This window comes from Cupriavidus sp. C3SS-1, assembly GCF_057073755.1.
This window is the reverse complement of sequence record NZ_CP172699.1, coordinates 644,069-658,522: the sequence shown is the minus strand read 5'-3', so window position 1 is coordinate 658,522 and position 14,454 is coordinate 644,069. Positions and strand designations below refer to the sequence as shown.

The following is a 14,454-nucleotide window of genomic DNA, read 5'->3' as shown; positions in this document are numbered from 1 at the left end:
GTTATGTTGTCGCAGACCATTGGCGGAGTCCCCATGAGTAGGTACAACCCTTTGATTCTTATGAATTTTCAGACCGCAACAAAAATTAGGCAATGTAACCAATTTCCTTACGCGTCAACCACTTACGGGGCGCCTGTGGGGCTTGTTCACAAAGTTATCCACAGGATCTCTGGATAAAAGAGAACCATCCGGCGCAACTGGTGTAAAGGTGTAGCGCTCGCCGCCTGCATCCAACCCACTGCCTTCCGCCATGTCGGAGGGATGGATCGCGGGGGCCACTCGCCTGTTTTGAGCCCGTTGGCGCGTGTCATTGCCCATTTTTTTGGCAACAACAGAAAAACTCAGAAAAATCAATGACTTAAGGCCGATCTCCAGAGGTTGTCCACAACCCGTCCACAATGCTCTCCTTGTGCTGTGTGGAAAAAGACCGACATGGATCAAGGCGACGGCCGCGGAGGTCGCGAGCCCGTTGCGCGCCACATTGCCTATTTTTTAGGCGACAGGATGACTTTTCATTAAAATCAATGACTTAGGCGTCTTCTCAGAACAATTTCCACAGGCCGTCCACAATCCTGTCCCGCAACCGTGTGGAAAGCAGCGGGTAAACCCCTCCCGAGGCTCGGAAAGGGCTATCCACAGCCGAATAAATGCCGTGAGACCCCATCTGCACAAAAAACAGGCAGGATCTCCTTTACCCTTATGGATCAACAGGTTAGCGTGCTTGTCAGGCTGGTTTCCACAATCCATCCACAATCCTGTCCCGCCTGGCTGTGGAAAGTGTGCGCCGCCGCACCGATGCGCGGCCGAGACACCCTTTGACAGCGTCTTGCCGCGCGCCATGGCGCGGGTTAGAGTGCTGCCTGATTTTCGGAGCAGTGCCGCTGCGTGCAAGCCTCGGTGTGCGCGTATCCAAGGCCTGCCATATAAAGCCGGTCGTTGTCTTGTCGTGTCTGATTGTCGTTCCTGGTTGTCGATTCGGGGGTCCCATTGTTTTCGATCATTCAAGCGGCCGGCTGGCCGATCTGGCCGCTGCTGCTCGCTTCGGTAATTGCGCTGGCACTGGTCGTCGAGCGTTTTCTGACCCTCAAGCGCAGCAAGGTACTTCCCGCCCGCCTCTACGATGAGGCGCTGTCGGCCGCGCAGCAACGCCGCGCCACGCCGGAGGTGGTCAACACGCTCGAACAGAGTTCGCCGCTGGGCCGCGTGCTGGCGGCGGGCCTGCGCCACGTGGTGCTGCAGCCGCATACCTCGCGCGACGCCGCCAAGGAAGTCGTGGAAGAAGCCGGGCGCGTGGTCGCCCATGAGCTGGAGCGCTACCTCAACGCGCTCGGCACCATCGCTTCGGTCGCGCCGCTGATGGGGCTGCTGGGCACGGTGATCGGCATGATCGAGATCTTCGGCAGCCAGGGCGGCACGGGCGCCAATCCCGAGCAGCTGGCGCACGGTATCTCGGTGGCGCTGTACAACACCGCCTTCGGCCTGATCATCGCGATTCCCGCCCTGATCTTCTGGCGCTATTTCCGCCGCCGCGTGGACGACTACGTGGCCGAACTGGAATTCCGCGCCACGGCGTTCCTGGACGCCATCCTGCCGCAACGGCGCGGCTGAGCGCCGGAACAGCCAGGAAGCGCCATGCAATTCCGTTCCCGCCAGCGGCGTGAAGAGCCGGAAATCAACCTGATTCCGCTCATCGACGTACTGCTCGTGATCCTGATCTTCCTGATGATCACGACCACCTACTCGCGCTACACCGAGCTGCAGATCCAGCTTCCGACCGCCGATGCCGAGCGCGCGCAGCAGCGCCCGCAGGAGATCGTCGTGTCGGTGTCTTCGCGCGGCGTCTACTCCGTTAACAAGCAGGTGCTGGAGCAGAAGGATGTGACCAGCCTGGCGGACCAGCTGCGCGCCGCGGCCGGCCCCGCCACGAGCGGCCAGCCGCCGGTGGTCATCGTCAACGCCGATGCCCAGGCAACGCACCAGGCCGTCATCAACGTGATGGAAGCCGCGCGACTGGCCGGGCTGTCGCGGCTGACCTTCGCCACGCAGAGCGCCCAGCCGCGCTGACCGCTGCCAGCATCGGGCCCCGCCGGACAAGGGGCCCGGGGTTGCCGCATGCGCACGGCAATGCCCATAATGTGCGCGTCCGGCTGGCCACAGCGCCAGCCAACCAATCCTCCCCCTGCCCTCCCATGTCCGTTCCACGCCATGACTTTGCCGATTTCGTGACCGCCCAGTGGCAGCGCCGCGGCTGGTTCGCGTGGGTGATGCTGCCGTTCTCGCTGCTGTTCGGCCTGATCGCGCGAGTGCGCCGCCATGGCTACCTGCATGGCTGGTTCAAGTCCACGCGGCTGCCGATGCCCGTGATCGTGGTCGGCAACGTGACCGTGGGCGGCACCGGCAAGACGCCGGCCGTGATCGCGCTGGCGCAGGCACTGACCGAGGCCGGCCTGCGCCCCGGCGTGGTGTCGCGCGGCTACGGCGTCACGCTCAAGCATCCGCGCCGGGTCAAGCCGACGTCGAAGGCATCGGACGTCGGCGACGAGCCGTTGCTGATCGCGCGCGCGGCCGACGTGCCGGTCTGGGTGTTCCCCGACCGCGCGCTGTGCGCGCAGACCATGCTGGTGTCGCATCCCGGCGTCAACGTGCTGCTGCTCGATGACGGCCTGCAGCACTACCGCCTGCAGCGCGACTTCGAGATCGTGATGTTCGACGCCCGCATGGGCGGCAACGGCCTGCTGCTGCCGGCCGGCCCGCTGCGCGAGCCGCTTTCGCGTCCGCGCGACGCCACGCTGATCAACGACCCCAACTTCCGCGCCACGCCGGACCGGCCCGATGTCTATGGCATGCGGCTGGAACTCGACGATGCGTGGCAGCTCAACGACCCCGCCATGGCGCGCCCCGTCAGTGCCTTTGCCGGGCGCCGCGTGCTGGCCGCGGCCGGCATCGGCAACCCGGAGCGCTTCTTCGCCAGCCTGCGCGGCGCCGGCCTGAGCCCGAGGACGCTGCCGCTGCCGGACCACTACGATTTCGCCGACGATCCGTTCGCCGGCAACCCCGACGCGCTCGACGCCGACGTCATCCTGATCACCGAGAAGGATGCCGTAAAATGCGAGCGATTCGACGACCCGCGCATCTGGGTCGTTCCCACCACGCCCGTGATCGACGCGGGCCTGGTCGACAAGATCCGGCGTGCCGTGCAGGCGCGCATCCCGGCCGCGACGGCGCCTGCATCGGGCGGCGCCACCGGCCCCAACAAGGAACCCCGAGATGGACAACCGGCTGCTTGAAATCCTGGTCTGCCCGCTTTGCAAAGGCAAGCTGGAATACGACCGCGCCGCGCAGGAACTGATCTGCCACGCCGACAAGCTGGCCTACCCGATCCGCGACGGCATTCCCGTCATGCTGGCCGACGAGGCCCGCCAGTCGGTGCCGGGCCGCGTGATCGACCCGGATGCGCCCCGGGCTGGCTGAGACCCGCATCATGAGCATTCCCGCCTTCACCGTCGTCATTCCCGCGCGGCTAGCGTCCACGCGGCTGCCGGACAAGCCGCTGGCCGATATCGGCGGCAGGCCGATGGTCGTGCGCGTGGCCGAACGCGCGCATGCCTCGTCGGCGCGGCGCACGGTGGTGGCCACCGACGCCCCGGCCGTGGCGCAAGCCTGCGCCGCGCATGGGATCGAGGCCGTGCTGACGCGCGCCGACCATCCGTCGGGCACCGACCGCCTGGCCGAAGTCGCGGTCCGGCTTGGATTGCCCGACGACGCCATCGTCGTCAACGTGCAGGGCGACGAGCCGCTGATCGACCCGCAACTGATCGACGATGTCGCGCTGCACCTTGCGCACCATCCCGACTGCGCCATCGCGACCGCCGCCCATCCCCTGCACGAGGTGGCCGAGGTCTTCAACCCGAACGTGGTCAAGGTGGTCTGCGATGCCGCCGGCCGTGCGCTCTACTTCTCCCGCGCGCCGATTCCCTGGTCGCGCGACGACTGGGCCGGCGTGCCCGCGGTGCCCGCCTCGATGGCGCAGGTGCCGCTGCCGCCCATGCCAGTCCTGCGCCATATCGGCCTGTACGCCTACCGGGTCGGCTTCCTGCGCCGCTTCCCGACGCTGGCGGCGGCGCCGCTGGAGCAGACCGAGGCGCTGGAGCAACTGCGCGCCATGTGGCATGGAGAGCGCATCGCCGTGCTGGAAACAGCCGCCGCGCCAGCGCCCGGCGTCGACACGCCGGCCGACCTGGAGCGCGCGCGCGCGCTGTGGGCCCAGGGCATGGCGCAGGAAGGTCCCTGAGCCACTTTGTTGCGCGGCGACGGCTTTTGCGTTGGGGTTCATACACCTGCAACAGGAATCGGCCCGATTTCGGGCCGGATTCTCTTCGCCTCGTGGCATAATGCCTGGCGATACAGAGCCGTCGGAATAGCGCACCAGAATGCGCTGGCCGGCCAAGGCTCGGTGGGGAGATACAGATAGAGCCCGTCCGGTGACCCGCGCCGCGTTCCGCAGCGCCGCACCGGCCGACCACGTGACCTGATCCAAGCGCGCGCAGTAAGTCCTGCGTCAAGTTACGGCGTTACCCTCGTTCTCGTCTCCCGCCACACCAGATTCAAAACTCTGAGGACCCGTAAATGCGTTTGATCCTGTTGGGCGCGCCTGGCGCCGGCAAAGGCACGCAAGCCAAGTTCATCTGCGAGAAGTTCGGCATTCCGCAAATCTCCACGGGCGACATGCTGCGCGCCGCAGTGAAGGCCGGCACGCCGCTGGGCATTGAAGCCAAGAAGGTCATGGACGCAGGCGGACTGGTGTCGGATGACATCATCATCGGCCTGGTCAAGGACCGCCTGAAGGAAGCCGACTGCAAGAACGGCTACCTGTTCGACGGCTTCCCACGCACCATTCCGCAGGCCGAGGCCATGAAGGAAGCCGGCGTCGCGATCGACTACGTGCTGGAAATCGACGTGCCGTTCGACGCCATCATCGAACGCATGGGCGGCCGGCGCGTGCACGTGGCATCGGGCCGCACCTACCACGTCAAGTTCAACCCGCCCAAGGTCGAAGGCGTCGACGACGTGACCGGCGAAGCGCTGATCCAGCGCGACGACGACAAGGAAGACACCGTGCGCAAGCGCCTGGACGTCTACGCCCAGCAGACCCGCCCGCTGGTCGACTATTACTCGGACTGGGCCGCCAAGGGCGACAGCACCGCCAAGGTGGCACCGCCCAAGTACCGCAAGATCGAGGGCATGGGCGACGTCGAGAGCATCACCGCGCGCGCGTTCGAGGCACTGAAGTAAGCCCCGGCACTTGAGCCATCCCAAAAAAGCGACCTCCGGGTCGCTTTTTTGTTTCTGACGAGGCATGGCCTCCCCTCTTGCCAGCTGCGCATGGCTCCGTACAATAGCGCGGAAGTTGACGTTTACGTAAACGGCAGTTGCCACGGCGACTGATCACAGAGGAGACAGCAGATGGACATCCAGGGCAATGTATTCATCGTTACGGGCGGCGCGTCGGGCCTGGGCGCCGGCACCGCGCGCATGGTGGCCGAGGCGGGCGGCAAGGTCGTCATTGCCGACCTGAACGAGGCCGCGGGCAATGCGCTCGCACAGGAGCTGGGCGGCACCTTCGTCAAGTGCGACGTGGCGTCCGAAGCCGATGGCCAGGCCGTCGTGGCCGCCGCGCAGGCGCTGGGCCGCGTGGCGGGGCTGGTGAACTGCGCCGGCATCGCCGTCGCCAGCAAGACCGTGGGCAAGAACGGCCCGCATCCGCTCGATGCCTTCGACAAGACCATCCGCGTCAACCTGATCGGCACCTTCAACATGATCCGGCTGGCGGCGGCAGCCATGGTGCAGAACGCGCCCGATGCCGAAGGCGAGCGCGGCGTGATCATCAACACCGCCTCGGTGGCGGCGTTCGACGGCCAGATCGGGCAAGCCGCCTATGCGGCCTCGAAGGGCGGCGTGGTCGGCATGACGCTGGCCATCGCGCGCGACCTGTCGCGCGACGGCGTGCGTTGCGTGACGATCGCCCCGGGCCTGTTCGAGACGCCGATGCTGCTGGGCATGCCGCAGGATGTCCAGGACGCGCTCGGCAAGATGGTGCCGTTCCCGTCGCGTCTCGGCCGCCCGGCCGAGTATGCCAAGCTCGCGCAGGCCATCATCGGCAACACCATGCTCAACGGCGAAGTGATCCGCCTTGACGGCGCGATCCGGATGCAGCCCAAGTAAGCGTCCGCTCTCCCCACTGCTGCGGGCTCAGGCCGGCAGCAGCATCACCAGCATCAATCCCGGCGCCGCCGCCGGCCATAGCGTTAGCTGCTCGAACTGCAGCGCGCCGAGGGCCGGGTGGTGGAAACCGCGGCGTCCGCCTTCCCGGTCTTCCACGTCCTGGGACTGCCAGGCGGCGCGAAAGGCCGGGCTTTCCATCATCAGGCCCTCGATCAGCGCACGCATGGGCGCATCGTCCGCGTGGCGGATGCTGTGCGCGCGGAATTCCGCCACCAGGCGGCCGGCGCGGTGCGGCCAGTCCTCGACCAGCGCCTGCAGCGGCGCGGACAGGAACATCGCGCGCAGCAGATTGCGCTCGGGGTTGTCGGCATCGAGCCAGCCGACGAACAGCCGCGCCGCGGCCTCGTTCCACGTCAGTGCGTTCCACTGGCGATCCAGCAGGTAGGCCGGGCCGTTGATGGCATGCACGCTGGCCATGACTGCCGGGGGAACCGCCTCGGTGCCGGCCTGCTGCGCATCGCGTCGCCCAGCCAATTCGAACAGGTAGGCACGCTCCGCCCGCGACAGGCGCAGCGCGGTGGCCAGGCTGGCCAGCGCCCGCGCCGACAACGCGACCGGGCGCCCCTGCTCCAGCCAGGTCACCCACGTGGCGCTCAGTCCGGCCAGCTGGGCCACTTCCTCGCGGCGCAGGCCCGGCGTACGGCGGCGTCGGCCGGGCGGCAGGCCCACATCGTCGGGCGCGAGCCGTTCACGGTGGGCGCGCAGGAATGCGCCGAGTACCGCCTCCCGCGTGACCAGCGCGGCCGCGCCCGGCTCTGATGGAGGATCCGGCGATGCAAAGGTATCTGAAAGAGATTCGACCATAGGCTGGTGCGTCTTATACCAGGATAAAACGGTAACTTGTACCGGGAAAACGATCGCCCTACAGTAGTCCGGAACCCGCACCGCGGGCAAGTCCCCGATCATCAGAAGACCGGCATGCAGCCGGTTCAGGAGCCAGTCATGCAACAACAGGAACTCGTCGCGGCCCAGTTCGGCGCCACCGCCAGCGCTTACCTCACCAGTGCCGTCCACGCGCAGGGCGCAGACCTGGAACAGCTCAGGCAGGAGCTCGCGGACCTGATCCCGGCCGACAAGCGGGCATCCAGCACGGTGCTGGACCTCGGCTGCGGCGCCGGGCACGCGAGCTTCGCCGCCGCGGCCGTGGCGGGCACGGTCACGGCGTATGACCTGTCGCAGGAAATGCTCGACGTGGTGGCAGGCGCCGCGCGCGAACGCGGGCTCGCCAACGTCGTGACGCGCCAGGGCGCCGCGGAAACGCTTCCGTTCGAAGACGGCAGCTTCTGCGCCGTGGTCTCGCGCATGAGCGCCCATCACTGGCGCAATGTGCCGGCGGCGCTGCGCGAGATGCGCCGCGTGCTCAAGCCGGGTGGCAAGGTCGTGCTGATCGATATCGTGGGCGCCGAGGATCCGCTGCGCGACACCTGGCTGCAATCGGTCGAATTGCTGCGCGATCCGTCGCACGTGCGCGACTACACCGGCCCGGCGTGGCGCGCGATGTTCGCGTCGGCGGGCTTCGCGGCAGACGAAATCGGCGTCTCGCCGGTCTGGCGCATCGGCATCGAGTTCCAGAGCTGGGTCACGCGCATGCGCACCGCGCCGGTGGCGGTCGAAGCCATCCGCCACCTGTGGCAGCTGGCGCCCGCCGAAGTCCGCGAGCACTATCGCGTGCAGGCGGACGGCAGCTTCGACCTGGAAGCGGTCATGGTCACTGCCCGGGCACGCTGAAGACACCGAGGCCGCTCAGGCGGCCTCCGGCTCCGGCCCCGCTGCCGTGATGCCGAGATTGCGGACCAGCGACCATACCGCCGCCGCGGCCGGCGACAGCGAGCGATCCGCGCGCCGCACCATGACAATGCGGCGCTCTTCGCGCGGCACCAGCGGCCGCCATACCAGGGGCGACGCCGCCGGCAGCGGCAGCGAGTAGGTCGGCAGCACCGACGCGCCGATGCCGGCCTCCACCATGCCGAACACGCTCGCCGAGTGTCCCATTTCCTGAATCACCCGCGGCACGATGCCGTGGCGCCCGAACACGCGATCGATCAGGGGCCGGCTGCCCGAGGCGAGGTCCAGCAGCACCAGCCGCATGCCGTCCAGCGCCGCCCACGGCACCGTCTTTTCCTGCGCGAGCGGATGATCGCGCAGGCACACGAAGCAGAACGGATCGGTCACCAGCGGCTCGATGGTCAGTCCCTCATGCACGAGCGGGTCGATCAGCACGCCGAAATCCACGCCGCCGACACGCACCTGCTCCAGGCCATCGGCCTGCACGTTGTCGCGCACGGTCAGGCGGATTTCCGGGTATTGCGCCGCGCATGCGGAGACAACCATCGGCATCAGCCGCGCCGAGATCGTCGGGGCGCCAGCGATCACCACACGACCACGATAGTGCTCACCAAGCTGGCGGGTGTCTTCGAGCGTGTCGTCCAGCTGGCCCAGCAGCCGCTCCAGGGCCGGCGCGAGAGCATGGCCCGCCGGGGTGAGTACGACTTCCCGGGTAGTGCGATCCAGCAGCCTCACGCCAAGTGCCGTTTCAAGCTCCGCGACGCCGCGGCTGATCGCGGATTGCGTCAGACCGATGGCATCGGCCGCCCGGCTGAAACCGCCCTTCTCCGCCACGGCGAGAAACACCCGTAGCTGCCGGATTGTGTAATTCATGCAACGACGAGATAAATGAATGCAATAAATGAATTTGCATTCTAGACCTGGGTGTCGTCCAATACTAGGCTAAACCCTTAGACGCCTTAGAAGTCCAGCATGCTTTCCAAGCTCAAGAAACTCTACGACCTGATCGACGGCTTCGTCCTGATCATGCTGACCGCCATTGGCATTGCCCTGCTCGCGCCCGAGTTCGGCAGCAGCCGCGGTCCGCTGCACCTTGGCACCGTCACCAGCCTGGGCGTGGCGCTCGTCTTCTTCCTGCATGGCGCGGCATTGTCGCGTGACAAGCTCGTGGCAGGGGCCCGGCACTGGCGCCTGCACGTGTTCGTGCAGACCTTCACCTACGTCGTATTCCCGGTGGTCGGCCTGCTGCTGATGCTGTCGCTGCGCAATTCGCTGCCGCCGGACCTGCTGCTCGGCGTGTTCTATCTTTGCGCGCTGCCGTCCACGGTATCGTCGTCGGTGGCCATGACCTCGATGGCGCGCGGCAATGTGCCGGGCGCCATCTTCAACGCCACCATCTCGGGCCTGATCGGCATGGCCGTGACGCCGTTGCTGATGGGCCTGGTGATCAGTGCCAGCGGCGCGTCGATGCCGCTGGGCAAGGCGCTCACGGGCGTGGCGCTGCAGCTGCTGCTGCCGTTCGCGCTGGGCCAGTTGATGCGCCCGCTGATCGCTGGCTGGCTGGCGAAGAAAAAGCACATCACCAGCAAGGTCGACCGTGGCGTGATCGTGCTGATCGTCTATTCGTCGTTCTGCGACGCAACCGCCGAAGGCCTGTGGCACCACTACCACTGGCAGACCATCGCCGCCGTGATGGGGCTGGCCGCCGTGCTGCTGTTCGTCGTGCTGGGCACGACCACGTTCGTTGCGCGCCGCCTGCACTTCAGCGTCGAGGACGAGATCACCGCGGTGTTCTGCGGCTCCAAGAAGAGCCTGGCCAACGGCATTCCGATGGCCAATATCCTGTTCGCCGGCCACCCGGCGCTGGGGCTGCTGGTGCTGCCGCTGATGGTCTATCACCAGTTGCAGCTCATCGTTTGCTCGGTCATTGCCGCGCGCTATGCGAATCGCGATGCGCTCATCGAGGACGCGAGCACCGCACGCGCCTGAGCTTCGCCGCACGGATGAAAAAACGGGGGATGCAGTGCATGCATCCCCCGTTTTTCTTTTCCGCCCCGTGACCGCTACACCGAAGGATTCTTCGACAACGGCGGATTGCGCGCGAAGTAGCTGCGAATCCCGCGCAGGATCGCATTGGCCAGTTGTTCCTGGTGCGCGTCGTCATTGAGCTTGCGCTCTTCCTCGGGGTTGCTGATAAAGGCCGTCTCGACCAGGATCGACGGGATATCCGGCGCCTTCAGCACCGCAAACCCGGCCTGCTCCACGCTACCCTTGTGCAGTCGGTTGATGCCGCCGATTTCCTGCAGCACGGCCTTGCCGACCTGCAGGCTGTCGTTGATCTGCGCCGTGGTCGACAAGTCCAGCAGCACGCGCGCGACCTGCGCGTCCTTGTTCAGGTTGGCGCCGCCAATCAGGTCCGACGCGTTTTCTTTGTTGGCCAGCCAGCGCGCGGCCGTGCTGGAAGCGCCGCGCTCCGATAGCGCAAACACCGAGGCGCCCTTCGCTTCCGGCGACAGGAAGGCATCGGCGTGGATCGACACGAACAGGTCCGCCTGCACGCGGCGGGCCTTCTGCACGCGCACGTTCAGCGGCACGAAGAAATCGGCGTCGCGCGTCATCATCGCTCGCATATTGGGCTGCGCATCGATCTTGGCGCGCAGCCGGTGCGCGATCTGCAGCACCACGTCCTTCTCGCGCGAGCCCGAGGCACCGATGGCACCCGGATCTTCGCCGCCATGGCCGGGATCGATCGCCACCGTCAGCAGGCGGCGCATCTTGAACGGGCGCTCGGCAGTGGGATCGCCCTGCGCGACGGGCGGGACCACCGGCGCGTTCGGCCTGGGCACCACGGGCACCGCAGGCTTCGGCGGCCTGACCGCTGCAATGGGCGGCGGCGGCGCCGTGGTCGCGGGCACGTCGCCCTTTTCATCGAACTTGCGCACGAGCGCGCCGATGGCGTCTTCTTCCGCGCCTGCCGGGGCCCCGGCGATGCCGTCGGAACCCGGCGGCGGCGCGCTGTTGGCGAAGCGGCGCTGCTTTTCCTCGGTGTCGCGCACCAGCTTCCACAGCGGATCGGGCGGATTCACCGGATACAGGTCGAACACCAGCCGGTTCTTGTAGCTGCCGATCGGCGCCAGCGTGAACACCTGCGGCGCGACGTTTTCCTTCAGGTCGAACACCATGCGCACCACGCGCGGCCGGTTCTGGCCGACGCGCACCGTCTGGATATAGGGATCGTTCGACGTGATCTTGGCCACCAGTTCGCGCAGCGTGGGCGAGAGGTCGAGGCCGTCGATGTCCACCACGAGCCGGTCCGGGTCGTGGAGCATCTGGTGCACGGCAGCCAGCGGCGTGTCGGATTCAATCGTGACGCGCGTGTAGTCCTCCGCTGGCCATACGCGCACGGCGACGATGCCGGCGCCAAAGGCCAGTTGCGGTCCGGCCAGTGTCAGCACGGCCGTGCCGGCACCCAGCTTCAGGCACTGCGCCATCCATTTGCGGCGGGCCTGCAGCAGTCCGTCGGGTCCATCGGGTCGGTCGGTGGCGAGTCGCTTGATCAGCATGCGTTAAGCAAGGTAATTCCAGTGGGAGTATAGGCGCGCAGCGTCGCAATCCGGCGCTGGCCGGCCACATCCGCCATATCGTCCGCGGAGATGTCCGATTGGAGCAACACGTGCAGGTCCGGTTCCCCAAGCAGGCGTCCGGCCTTCTCCGGCCACTCCACGAGATTGAAGGCGGGCTCGGCAAAGCAGTCGCGGAAACCTGCGTCGATCCATTCCTCCGGATCGGCGAAACGGTACAGGTCGAAGTGGTAGACCGTCAGCGGCGACCCGTCGGCGCGCGCCACGTCGTAGGGCTCGCACAGCGTGTAGGTCGGGCTGCGGACCTTGCCCGCATGCCCGAGCGCGCGCAGGATGGCGCGCGACAAGGTGGTCTTGCCCGCGCCAAGATCGCCCGAGAGCTGCACGTGCACGGTGGTGGGCGGCAAGGCGCTGACCACGCCGGCGAGCGCCGCACCGAAGCGCGCGGTGGCGGCTTCGTCGGGCAGCGTCAGGGAACGTTCTTCAAGCAGGGGCATTGCGTACAATTCAGGGATGACCGACCGAGCATCCGAAGCGCCAGGCGCCCCCACTCCGCGGCCCCAGGCCGCTGCCGATGCAGCAGGCAAGGGCGGCCTGGAGGCGCTCGTGCTGTCAATCCGGGAGTGGGGTGCCGAGCTGGGCTTTGCCTCGGTACGCATCGCGGATGTCGATCTCGGCCATGCCGAGCCAGGTCTGATGGCATGGCTGGCCAAGGGTTACCACGGCGACATGGATTATATGGCCAACCATGGCCCGCGGCGCGCCCGTCCCGCCGAACTGGTGCCCGGCACGGTACGCGCCATCGTGGCCCGCATGCCCTACCTGCCCGCCACCGCTGCACCGGACTGGCGCCGGCATGAACTGGCACGGCTCGACGACCCCGCCACCGCCGTGCTCTCGCTCTATGCGCGCGGCCGGGACTACCACAAGGTGCTGCGCAACCGGCTGCAGCAGCTCGCCAGCCGCATCGAAGCCGCCATCGGCCCGTTCGGCTACCGCGTGTTCACCGATTCGGCGCCCGTGATGGAAGTGGCGCTGGCCAGCCAGGGCGGCCTGGGCTGGCGCGGCAAGCACACGCTGCTGCTCGACCGCGACGGCGGCTCGATGTTCTTCCTCGGCGAGATCCTGGTCGACGTCCCGCTGCCGGCCGACCCGCCCGAGGCCTCGCACTGCGGCAACTGCCATCGCTGCATCGACATCTGTCCCACGCGCGCGATCCTCGGGCCCTACAAGCTCGACGCGCGCCGTTGTATTTCTTACCTGACCATCGAGCACAAGGGGCCGATCCCCGAGCAATTTCGCGCGCCCATGGGCAACCGCGTCTACGGCTGCGACGACTGCCAGCTGGCCTGCCCCTGGAACAAGTTCGCGCACCGGGCCACGCTGCCCGACTTCGAGGTACGCAACGGCTTCGACGCCGCGGACATGGTCGACCTGTTCCTGTGGACCGAGGCCGAGTTCAACCAGCGCCTGGAAGGCAGCCCGATCCGCCGCATCGGCCATGAACGCTGGCTGCGCAACCTGGCGGTGGGACTCGGCAACGGCCTGCGTGCCGCCGCCTCCGGCCAGAGCCCGCAAGACCACGCGCTGGCCGCGCGGATCCGCGTCGCCCTGGAAAGCCGCCGCGAAGTCGCCACGCCGCTCGTGCGCGAGCACATCGACTGGGCGCTTGCCCAAGACCAGGCGGTCAGCTGACCAGCGCGAGCCAGATCGGCGTGGTGAGGATCGCGGCCACCGTCATCACGGAGATGGTCGCTGCCACCATCGGCCCGTTGCCGCCCATGCGCGCCGCCAGGATATAGGCGCTCGACGCCGTCGGCAGCGAGGCATACAGCACCACGATCTGGTATTGCAGCTCGGTCAGCGGCAATAGCCGGCCCGCCAGCCAGGCCACACAGGGCATTGCCAGCAGCTTCACGCCGGACCACCACGCGACCGGGCCGACCGTGCCGGCCGCGCCACTCATCTGCAGCCCCGCGCCCACCGTCATCAGGCCGAGGGCCGTCGATGCCGAGCCGAGCCGGTTCAGCGTCATGGCCAGGACCTCGGGCGCATGCAGGCCCAGCAGGTTGGTCAGCAGCCCGCCGGCCGTGGCCAGGATCAGCGGATTGCGCACCAGCTCGCGCCACAGCCGCGTCTCGCCATGCCGCGCCAGCGCCCATACCGCCGCCACGTTGCACAGCGGCACCGTGCAGCCCACGATCACCGCCATCATGGCCAGGCCCTCGCTGCCACCGATGCGCGAGGCCAGCGCCAGGCCGATATAGGAATTGAAGCGAAACGCCGTCTGCAGGCCCGAGGCAAAATCCACGGCACCGGGTCGCAGCACCCATTTGACGGCGTACCCGGCGACCATGCCGAATGCCATGACGCCCAGCGCGAGGCCGAGCATGGCCGAGGTCGAGGAGAAATCGAACACCGCGCTGTTGGTCGACTGCAGCAGCAGCGCCGGAAACAGCACGAAGTAGACCAGGCGTTCCACGCCGCTCCAGAAGGCACGGTCGAACGGTGAATAGCGAACCAGCAGCCAGCCGATCAGGATCAGGCTGAAGTCCGGGACCAGCAGGAGAGCGGAAGACATCTCGTGGGCGTTTTCGTTGTTATCGAGGCGCGGCGGCCGATGTAGGGGGGGAAATCGCGGAATGTGCAGACTAGGGCAGATCCGGATTGGTATTTTTCCAGAAATGGGCCAGCATGGCATACCAAGTTGTACGCCTGACCCTTTATGCTGCACCGTCGTCAACCGCCATCGCCGGGCCTATGGATTGCCCCGCGCCTGTGTTCACCCTCCCGCCCCACCGCGCGC

15 protein-coding genes are annotated in these 14,454 nt (G+C 67.1%); 10 read left to right on the top strand and 5 right to left on the bottom strand.

The window, feature by feature from the left end; all coding sequences use genetic code 11:
- Nucleotides 1–987: 987 nt before the first annotated feature.
- From ACIGJC_RS03110 to ACIGJC_RS03080, 7 genes are all read left to right on the top strand, one after another.
- Nucleotides 988–1,608: a MotA/TolQ/ExbB proton channel family protein gene (locus tag ACIGJC_RS03110; RefSeq protein WP_483710566.1), complete on the top strand. Its 621-nt coding sequence runs from the start codon at nucleotides 988–990 to the stop codon at nucleotides 1,606–1,608.
- A 24-nt stretch (nucleotides 1,609–1,632) separates the two neighbouring features.
- Nucleotides 1,633–2,064, top strand: coding sequence for an ExbD/TolR family protein (locus tag ACIGJC_RS03105; protein WP_483710565.1), 432 nt, complete (start codon nucleotides 1,633–1,635; stop codon nucleotides 2,062–2,064).
- Nucleotides 2,065–2,189: 125 nt separating this feature from the next.
- On the top strand, nucleotides 2,190–3,287 hold the full coding sequence (gene lpxK, locus ACIGJC_RS03100; protein WP_483710564.1) for a tetraacyldisaccharide 4'-kinase: 1,098 nt from the start codon (nucleotides 2,190–2,192) through the stop codon (nucleotides 3,285–3,287).
- Nucleotides 3,268–3,471 carry a Trm112 family protein gene (locus ACIGJC_RS03095; RefSeq protein WP_483710563.1) on the top strand — a complete coding sequence of 68 codons (204 nt, stop codon included), beginning with the start codon at nucleotides 3,268–3,270 and terminating at the stop codon, nucleotides 3,469–3,471. The genes lpxK and ACIGJC_RS03095 overlap by 20 nt, the downstream gene beginning before the upstream one ends.
- Nucleotides 3,472–3,481: 10 nt before the next feature.
- A complete protein-coding gene (gene kdsB / locus ACIGJC_RS03090; protein WP_483710562.1) occupies nucleotides 3,482–4,291 on the top strand; it encodes a 3-deoxy-manno-octulosonate cytidylyltransferase in 810 nt (269 codons plus the stop codon).
- A 335-nt stretch (nucleotides 4,292–4,626) separates the two neighbouring features.
- Nucleotides 4,627–5,292, top strand: a complete 666-nt coding sequence (gene adk, locus ACIGJC_RS03085) for an adenylate kinase (RefSeq protein ID WP_483710561.1) — start codon at nucleotides 4,627–4,629, stop codon at nucleotides 5,290–5,292.
- Nucleotides 5,293–5,463: 171 nt separating this feature from the next.
- Complete coding sequence (locus ACIGJC_RS03080; protein ID WP_483710560.1) at nucleotides 5,464–6,222, top strand: 3-hydroxyacyl-CoA dehydrogenase; 759 nt, start codon at nucleotides 5,464–5,466, stop codon at nucleotides 6,220–6,222.
- Between the two features lie 27 nt (nucleotides 6,223–6,249).
- On the opposite strand, the gene ACIGJC_RS03075 is transcribed toward ACIGJC_RS03080, so the two are convergent.
- Nucleotides 6,250–7,086 carry a helix-turn-helix transcriptional regulator gene (locus ACIGJC_RS03075; RefSeq protein WP_483710559.1) on the bottom strand — a complete coding sequence of 279 codons (837 nt, stop codon included), beginning with the start codon at nucleotides 7,084–7,086 and terminating at the stop codon, nucleotides 6,250–6,252.
- 138 nt (nucleotides 7,087–7,224) lie between these two features.
- Between ACIGJC_RS03075 and ACIGJC_RS03070 the strand changes: the two genes are divergently transcribed.
- Nucleotides 7,225–8,010, top strand: a complete 786-nt coding sequence (locus ACIGJC_RS03070) for a class I SAM-dependent methyltransferase (protein WP_483710558.1) — start codon at nucleotides 7,225–7,227, stop codon at nucleotides 8,008–8,010.
- A gap of 15 nt (nucleotides 8,011–8,025) precedes the next feature.
- Here the strand turns inward: ACIGJC_RS03070 and ACIGJC_RS03065 are convergent, their stop codons facing one another.
- On the bottom strand, nucleotides 8,026–8,940 hold the full coding sequence (locus ACIGJC_RS03065) for a LysR family transcriptional regulator (RefSeq protein ID WP_483710557.1): 915 nt from the start codon (nucleotides 8,938–8,940) through the stop codon (nucleotides 8,026–8,028).
- A gap of 99 nt (nucleotides 8,941–9,039) precedes the next feature.
- Between ACIGJC_RS03065 and ACIGJC_RS03060 the strand changes: the two genes are divergently transcribed.
- Nucleotides 9,040–10,056: a bile acid:sodium symporter family protein gene (locus ACIGJC_RS03060; RefSeq protein WP_483710556.1), complete on the top strand. Its 1,017-nt coding sequence runs from the start codon at nucleotides 9,040–9,042 to the stop codon at nucleotides 10,054–10,056.
- Between the two features lie 74 nt (nucleotides 10,057–10,130).
- Here the strand turns inward: ACIGJC_RS03060 and ACIGJC_RS03055 are convergent, their stop codons facing one another.
- Both ACIGJC_RS03055 and tsaE read right to left on the bottom strand, forming a co-directional pair.
- Nucleotides 10,131–11,630, bottom strand: a complete 1,500-nt coding sequence (locus ACIGJC_RS03055) for an N-acetylmuramoyl-L-alanine amidase (protein WP_483710555.1) — start codon at nucleotides 11,628–11,630, stop codon at nucleotides 10,131–10,133.
- Complete coding sequence (gene tsaE / locus ACIGJC_RS03050) at nucleotides 11,624–12,145, bottom strand: tRNA (adenosine(37)-N6)-threonylcarbamoyltransferase complex ATPase subunit type 1 TsaE (RefSeq protein ID WP_483710554.1); 522 nt, start codon at nucleotides 12,143–12,145, stop codon at nucleotides 11,624–11,626. Before tsaE ends, ACIGJC_RS03055 begins: the two co-directional genes overlap by 7 nt.
- Before the next feature lie 16 nt (nucleotides 12,146–12,161).
- Here tsaE and queG point away from each other — a divergent pair, with 16 nt between their 5' ends.
- A complete protein-coding gene (gene queG / locus ACIGJC_RS03045; protein WP_483710553.1) occupies nucleotides 12,162–13,343 on the top strand; it encodes a tRNA epoxyqueuosine(34) reductase QueG in 1,182 nt (393 codons plus the stop codon).
- Here the strand turns inward: queG and ACIGJC_RS03040 are convergent.
- On the bottom strand, nucleotides 13,336–14,229 hold the full coding sequence (locus ACIGJC_RS03040) for an AEC family transporter (protein WP_483710552.1): 894 nt from the start codon (nucleotides 14,227–14,229) through the stop codon (nucleotides 13,336–13,338). The two genes, queG and ACIGJC_RS03040, sit on opposite strands and share 8 nt — an antisense overlap.
- Between the last annotated feature and the right edge of the window lie 225 nt (nucleotides 14,230–14,454).

Coding starts and splice junctions, on each gene's coding strand:
- ACIGJC_RS03060 (WP_483710556.1), top strand. CDS start 9,040: ATGCTTTCCAAGCTCAAGAAACTCTACGACCTGATCGACGGCTTCGTC.
- queG (WP_483710553.1), top strand. CDS start 12,162: ATGACCGACCGAGCATCCGAAGCGCCAGGCGCCCCCACTCCGCGGCCC.
- tsaE (WP_483710554.1), bottom strand. CDS start 12,145: ATGCCCCTGCTTGAAGAACGTTCCCTGACGCTGCCCGACGAAGCCGCC.
- ACIGJC_RS03055 (WP_483710555.1), bottom strand. CDS start 11,630: ATGCTGATCAAGCGACTCGCCACCGACCGACCCGATGGACCCGACGGA.
- kdsB (WP_483710562.1), top strand. CDS start 3,482: ATGAGCATTCCCGCCTTCACCGTCGTCATTCCCGCGCGGCTAGCGTCC.
- ACIGJC_RS03070 (WP_483710558.1), top strand. CDS start 7,225: ATGCAACAACAGGAACTCGTCGCGGCCCAGTTCGGCGCCACCGCCAGC.
- ACIGJC_RS03040 (WP_483710552.1), bottom strand. CDS start 14,229: ATGTCTTCCGCTCTCCTGCTGGTCCCGGACTTCAGCCTGATCCTGATC.
- ACIGJC_RS03080 (WP_483710560.1), top strand. CDS start 5,464: ATGGACATCCAGGGCAATGTATTCATCGTTACGGGCGGCGCGTCGGGC.
- ACIGJC_RS03105 (WP_483710565.1), top strand. CDS start 1,633: ATGCAATTCCGTTCCCGCCAGCGGCGTGAAGAGCCGGAAATCAACCTG.
- adk (WP_483710561.1), top strand. CDS start 4,627: ATGCGTTTGATCCTGTTGGGCGCGCCTGGCGCCGGCAAAGGCACGCAA.
- ACIGJC_RS03065 (WP_483710557.1), bottom strand. CDS start 8,940: ATGAATTACACAATCCGGCAGCTACGGGTGTTTCTCGCCGTGGCGGAG.
- ACIGJC_RS03075 (WP_483710559.1), bottom strand. CDS start 7,086: ATGGTCGAATCTCTTTCAGATACCTTTGCATCGCCGGATCCTCCATCA.
- ACIGJC_RS03095 (WP_483710563.1), top strand. CDS start 3,268: ATGGACAACCGGCTGCTTGAAATCCTGGTCTGCCCGCTTTGCAAAGGC.
- lpxK (WP_483710564.1), top strand. CDS start 2,190: ATGTCCGTTCCACGCCATGACTTTGCCGATTTCGTGACCGCCCAGTGG.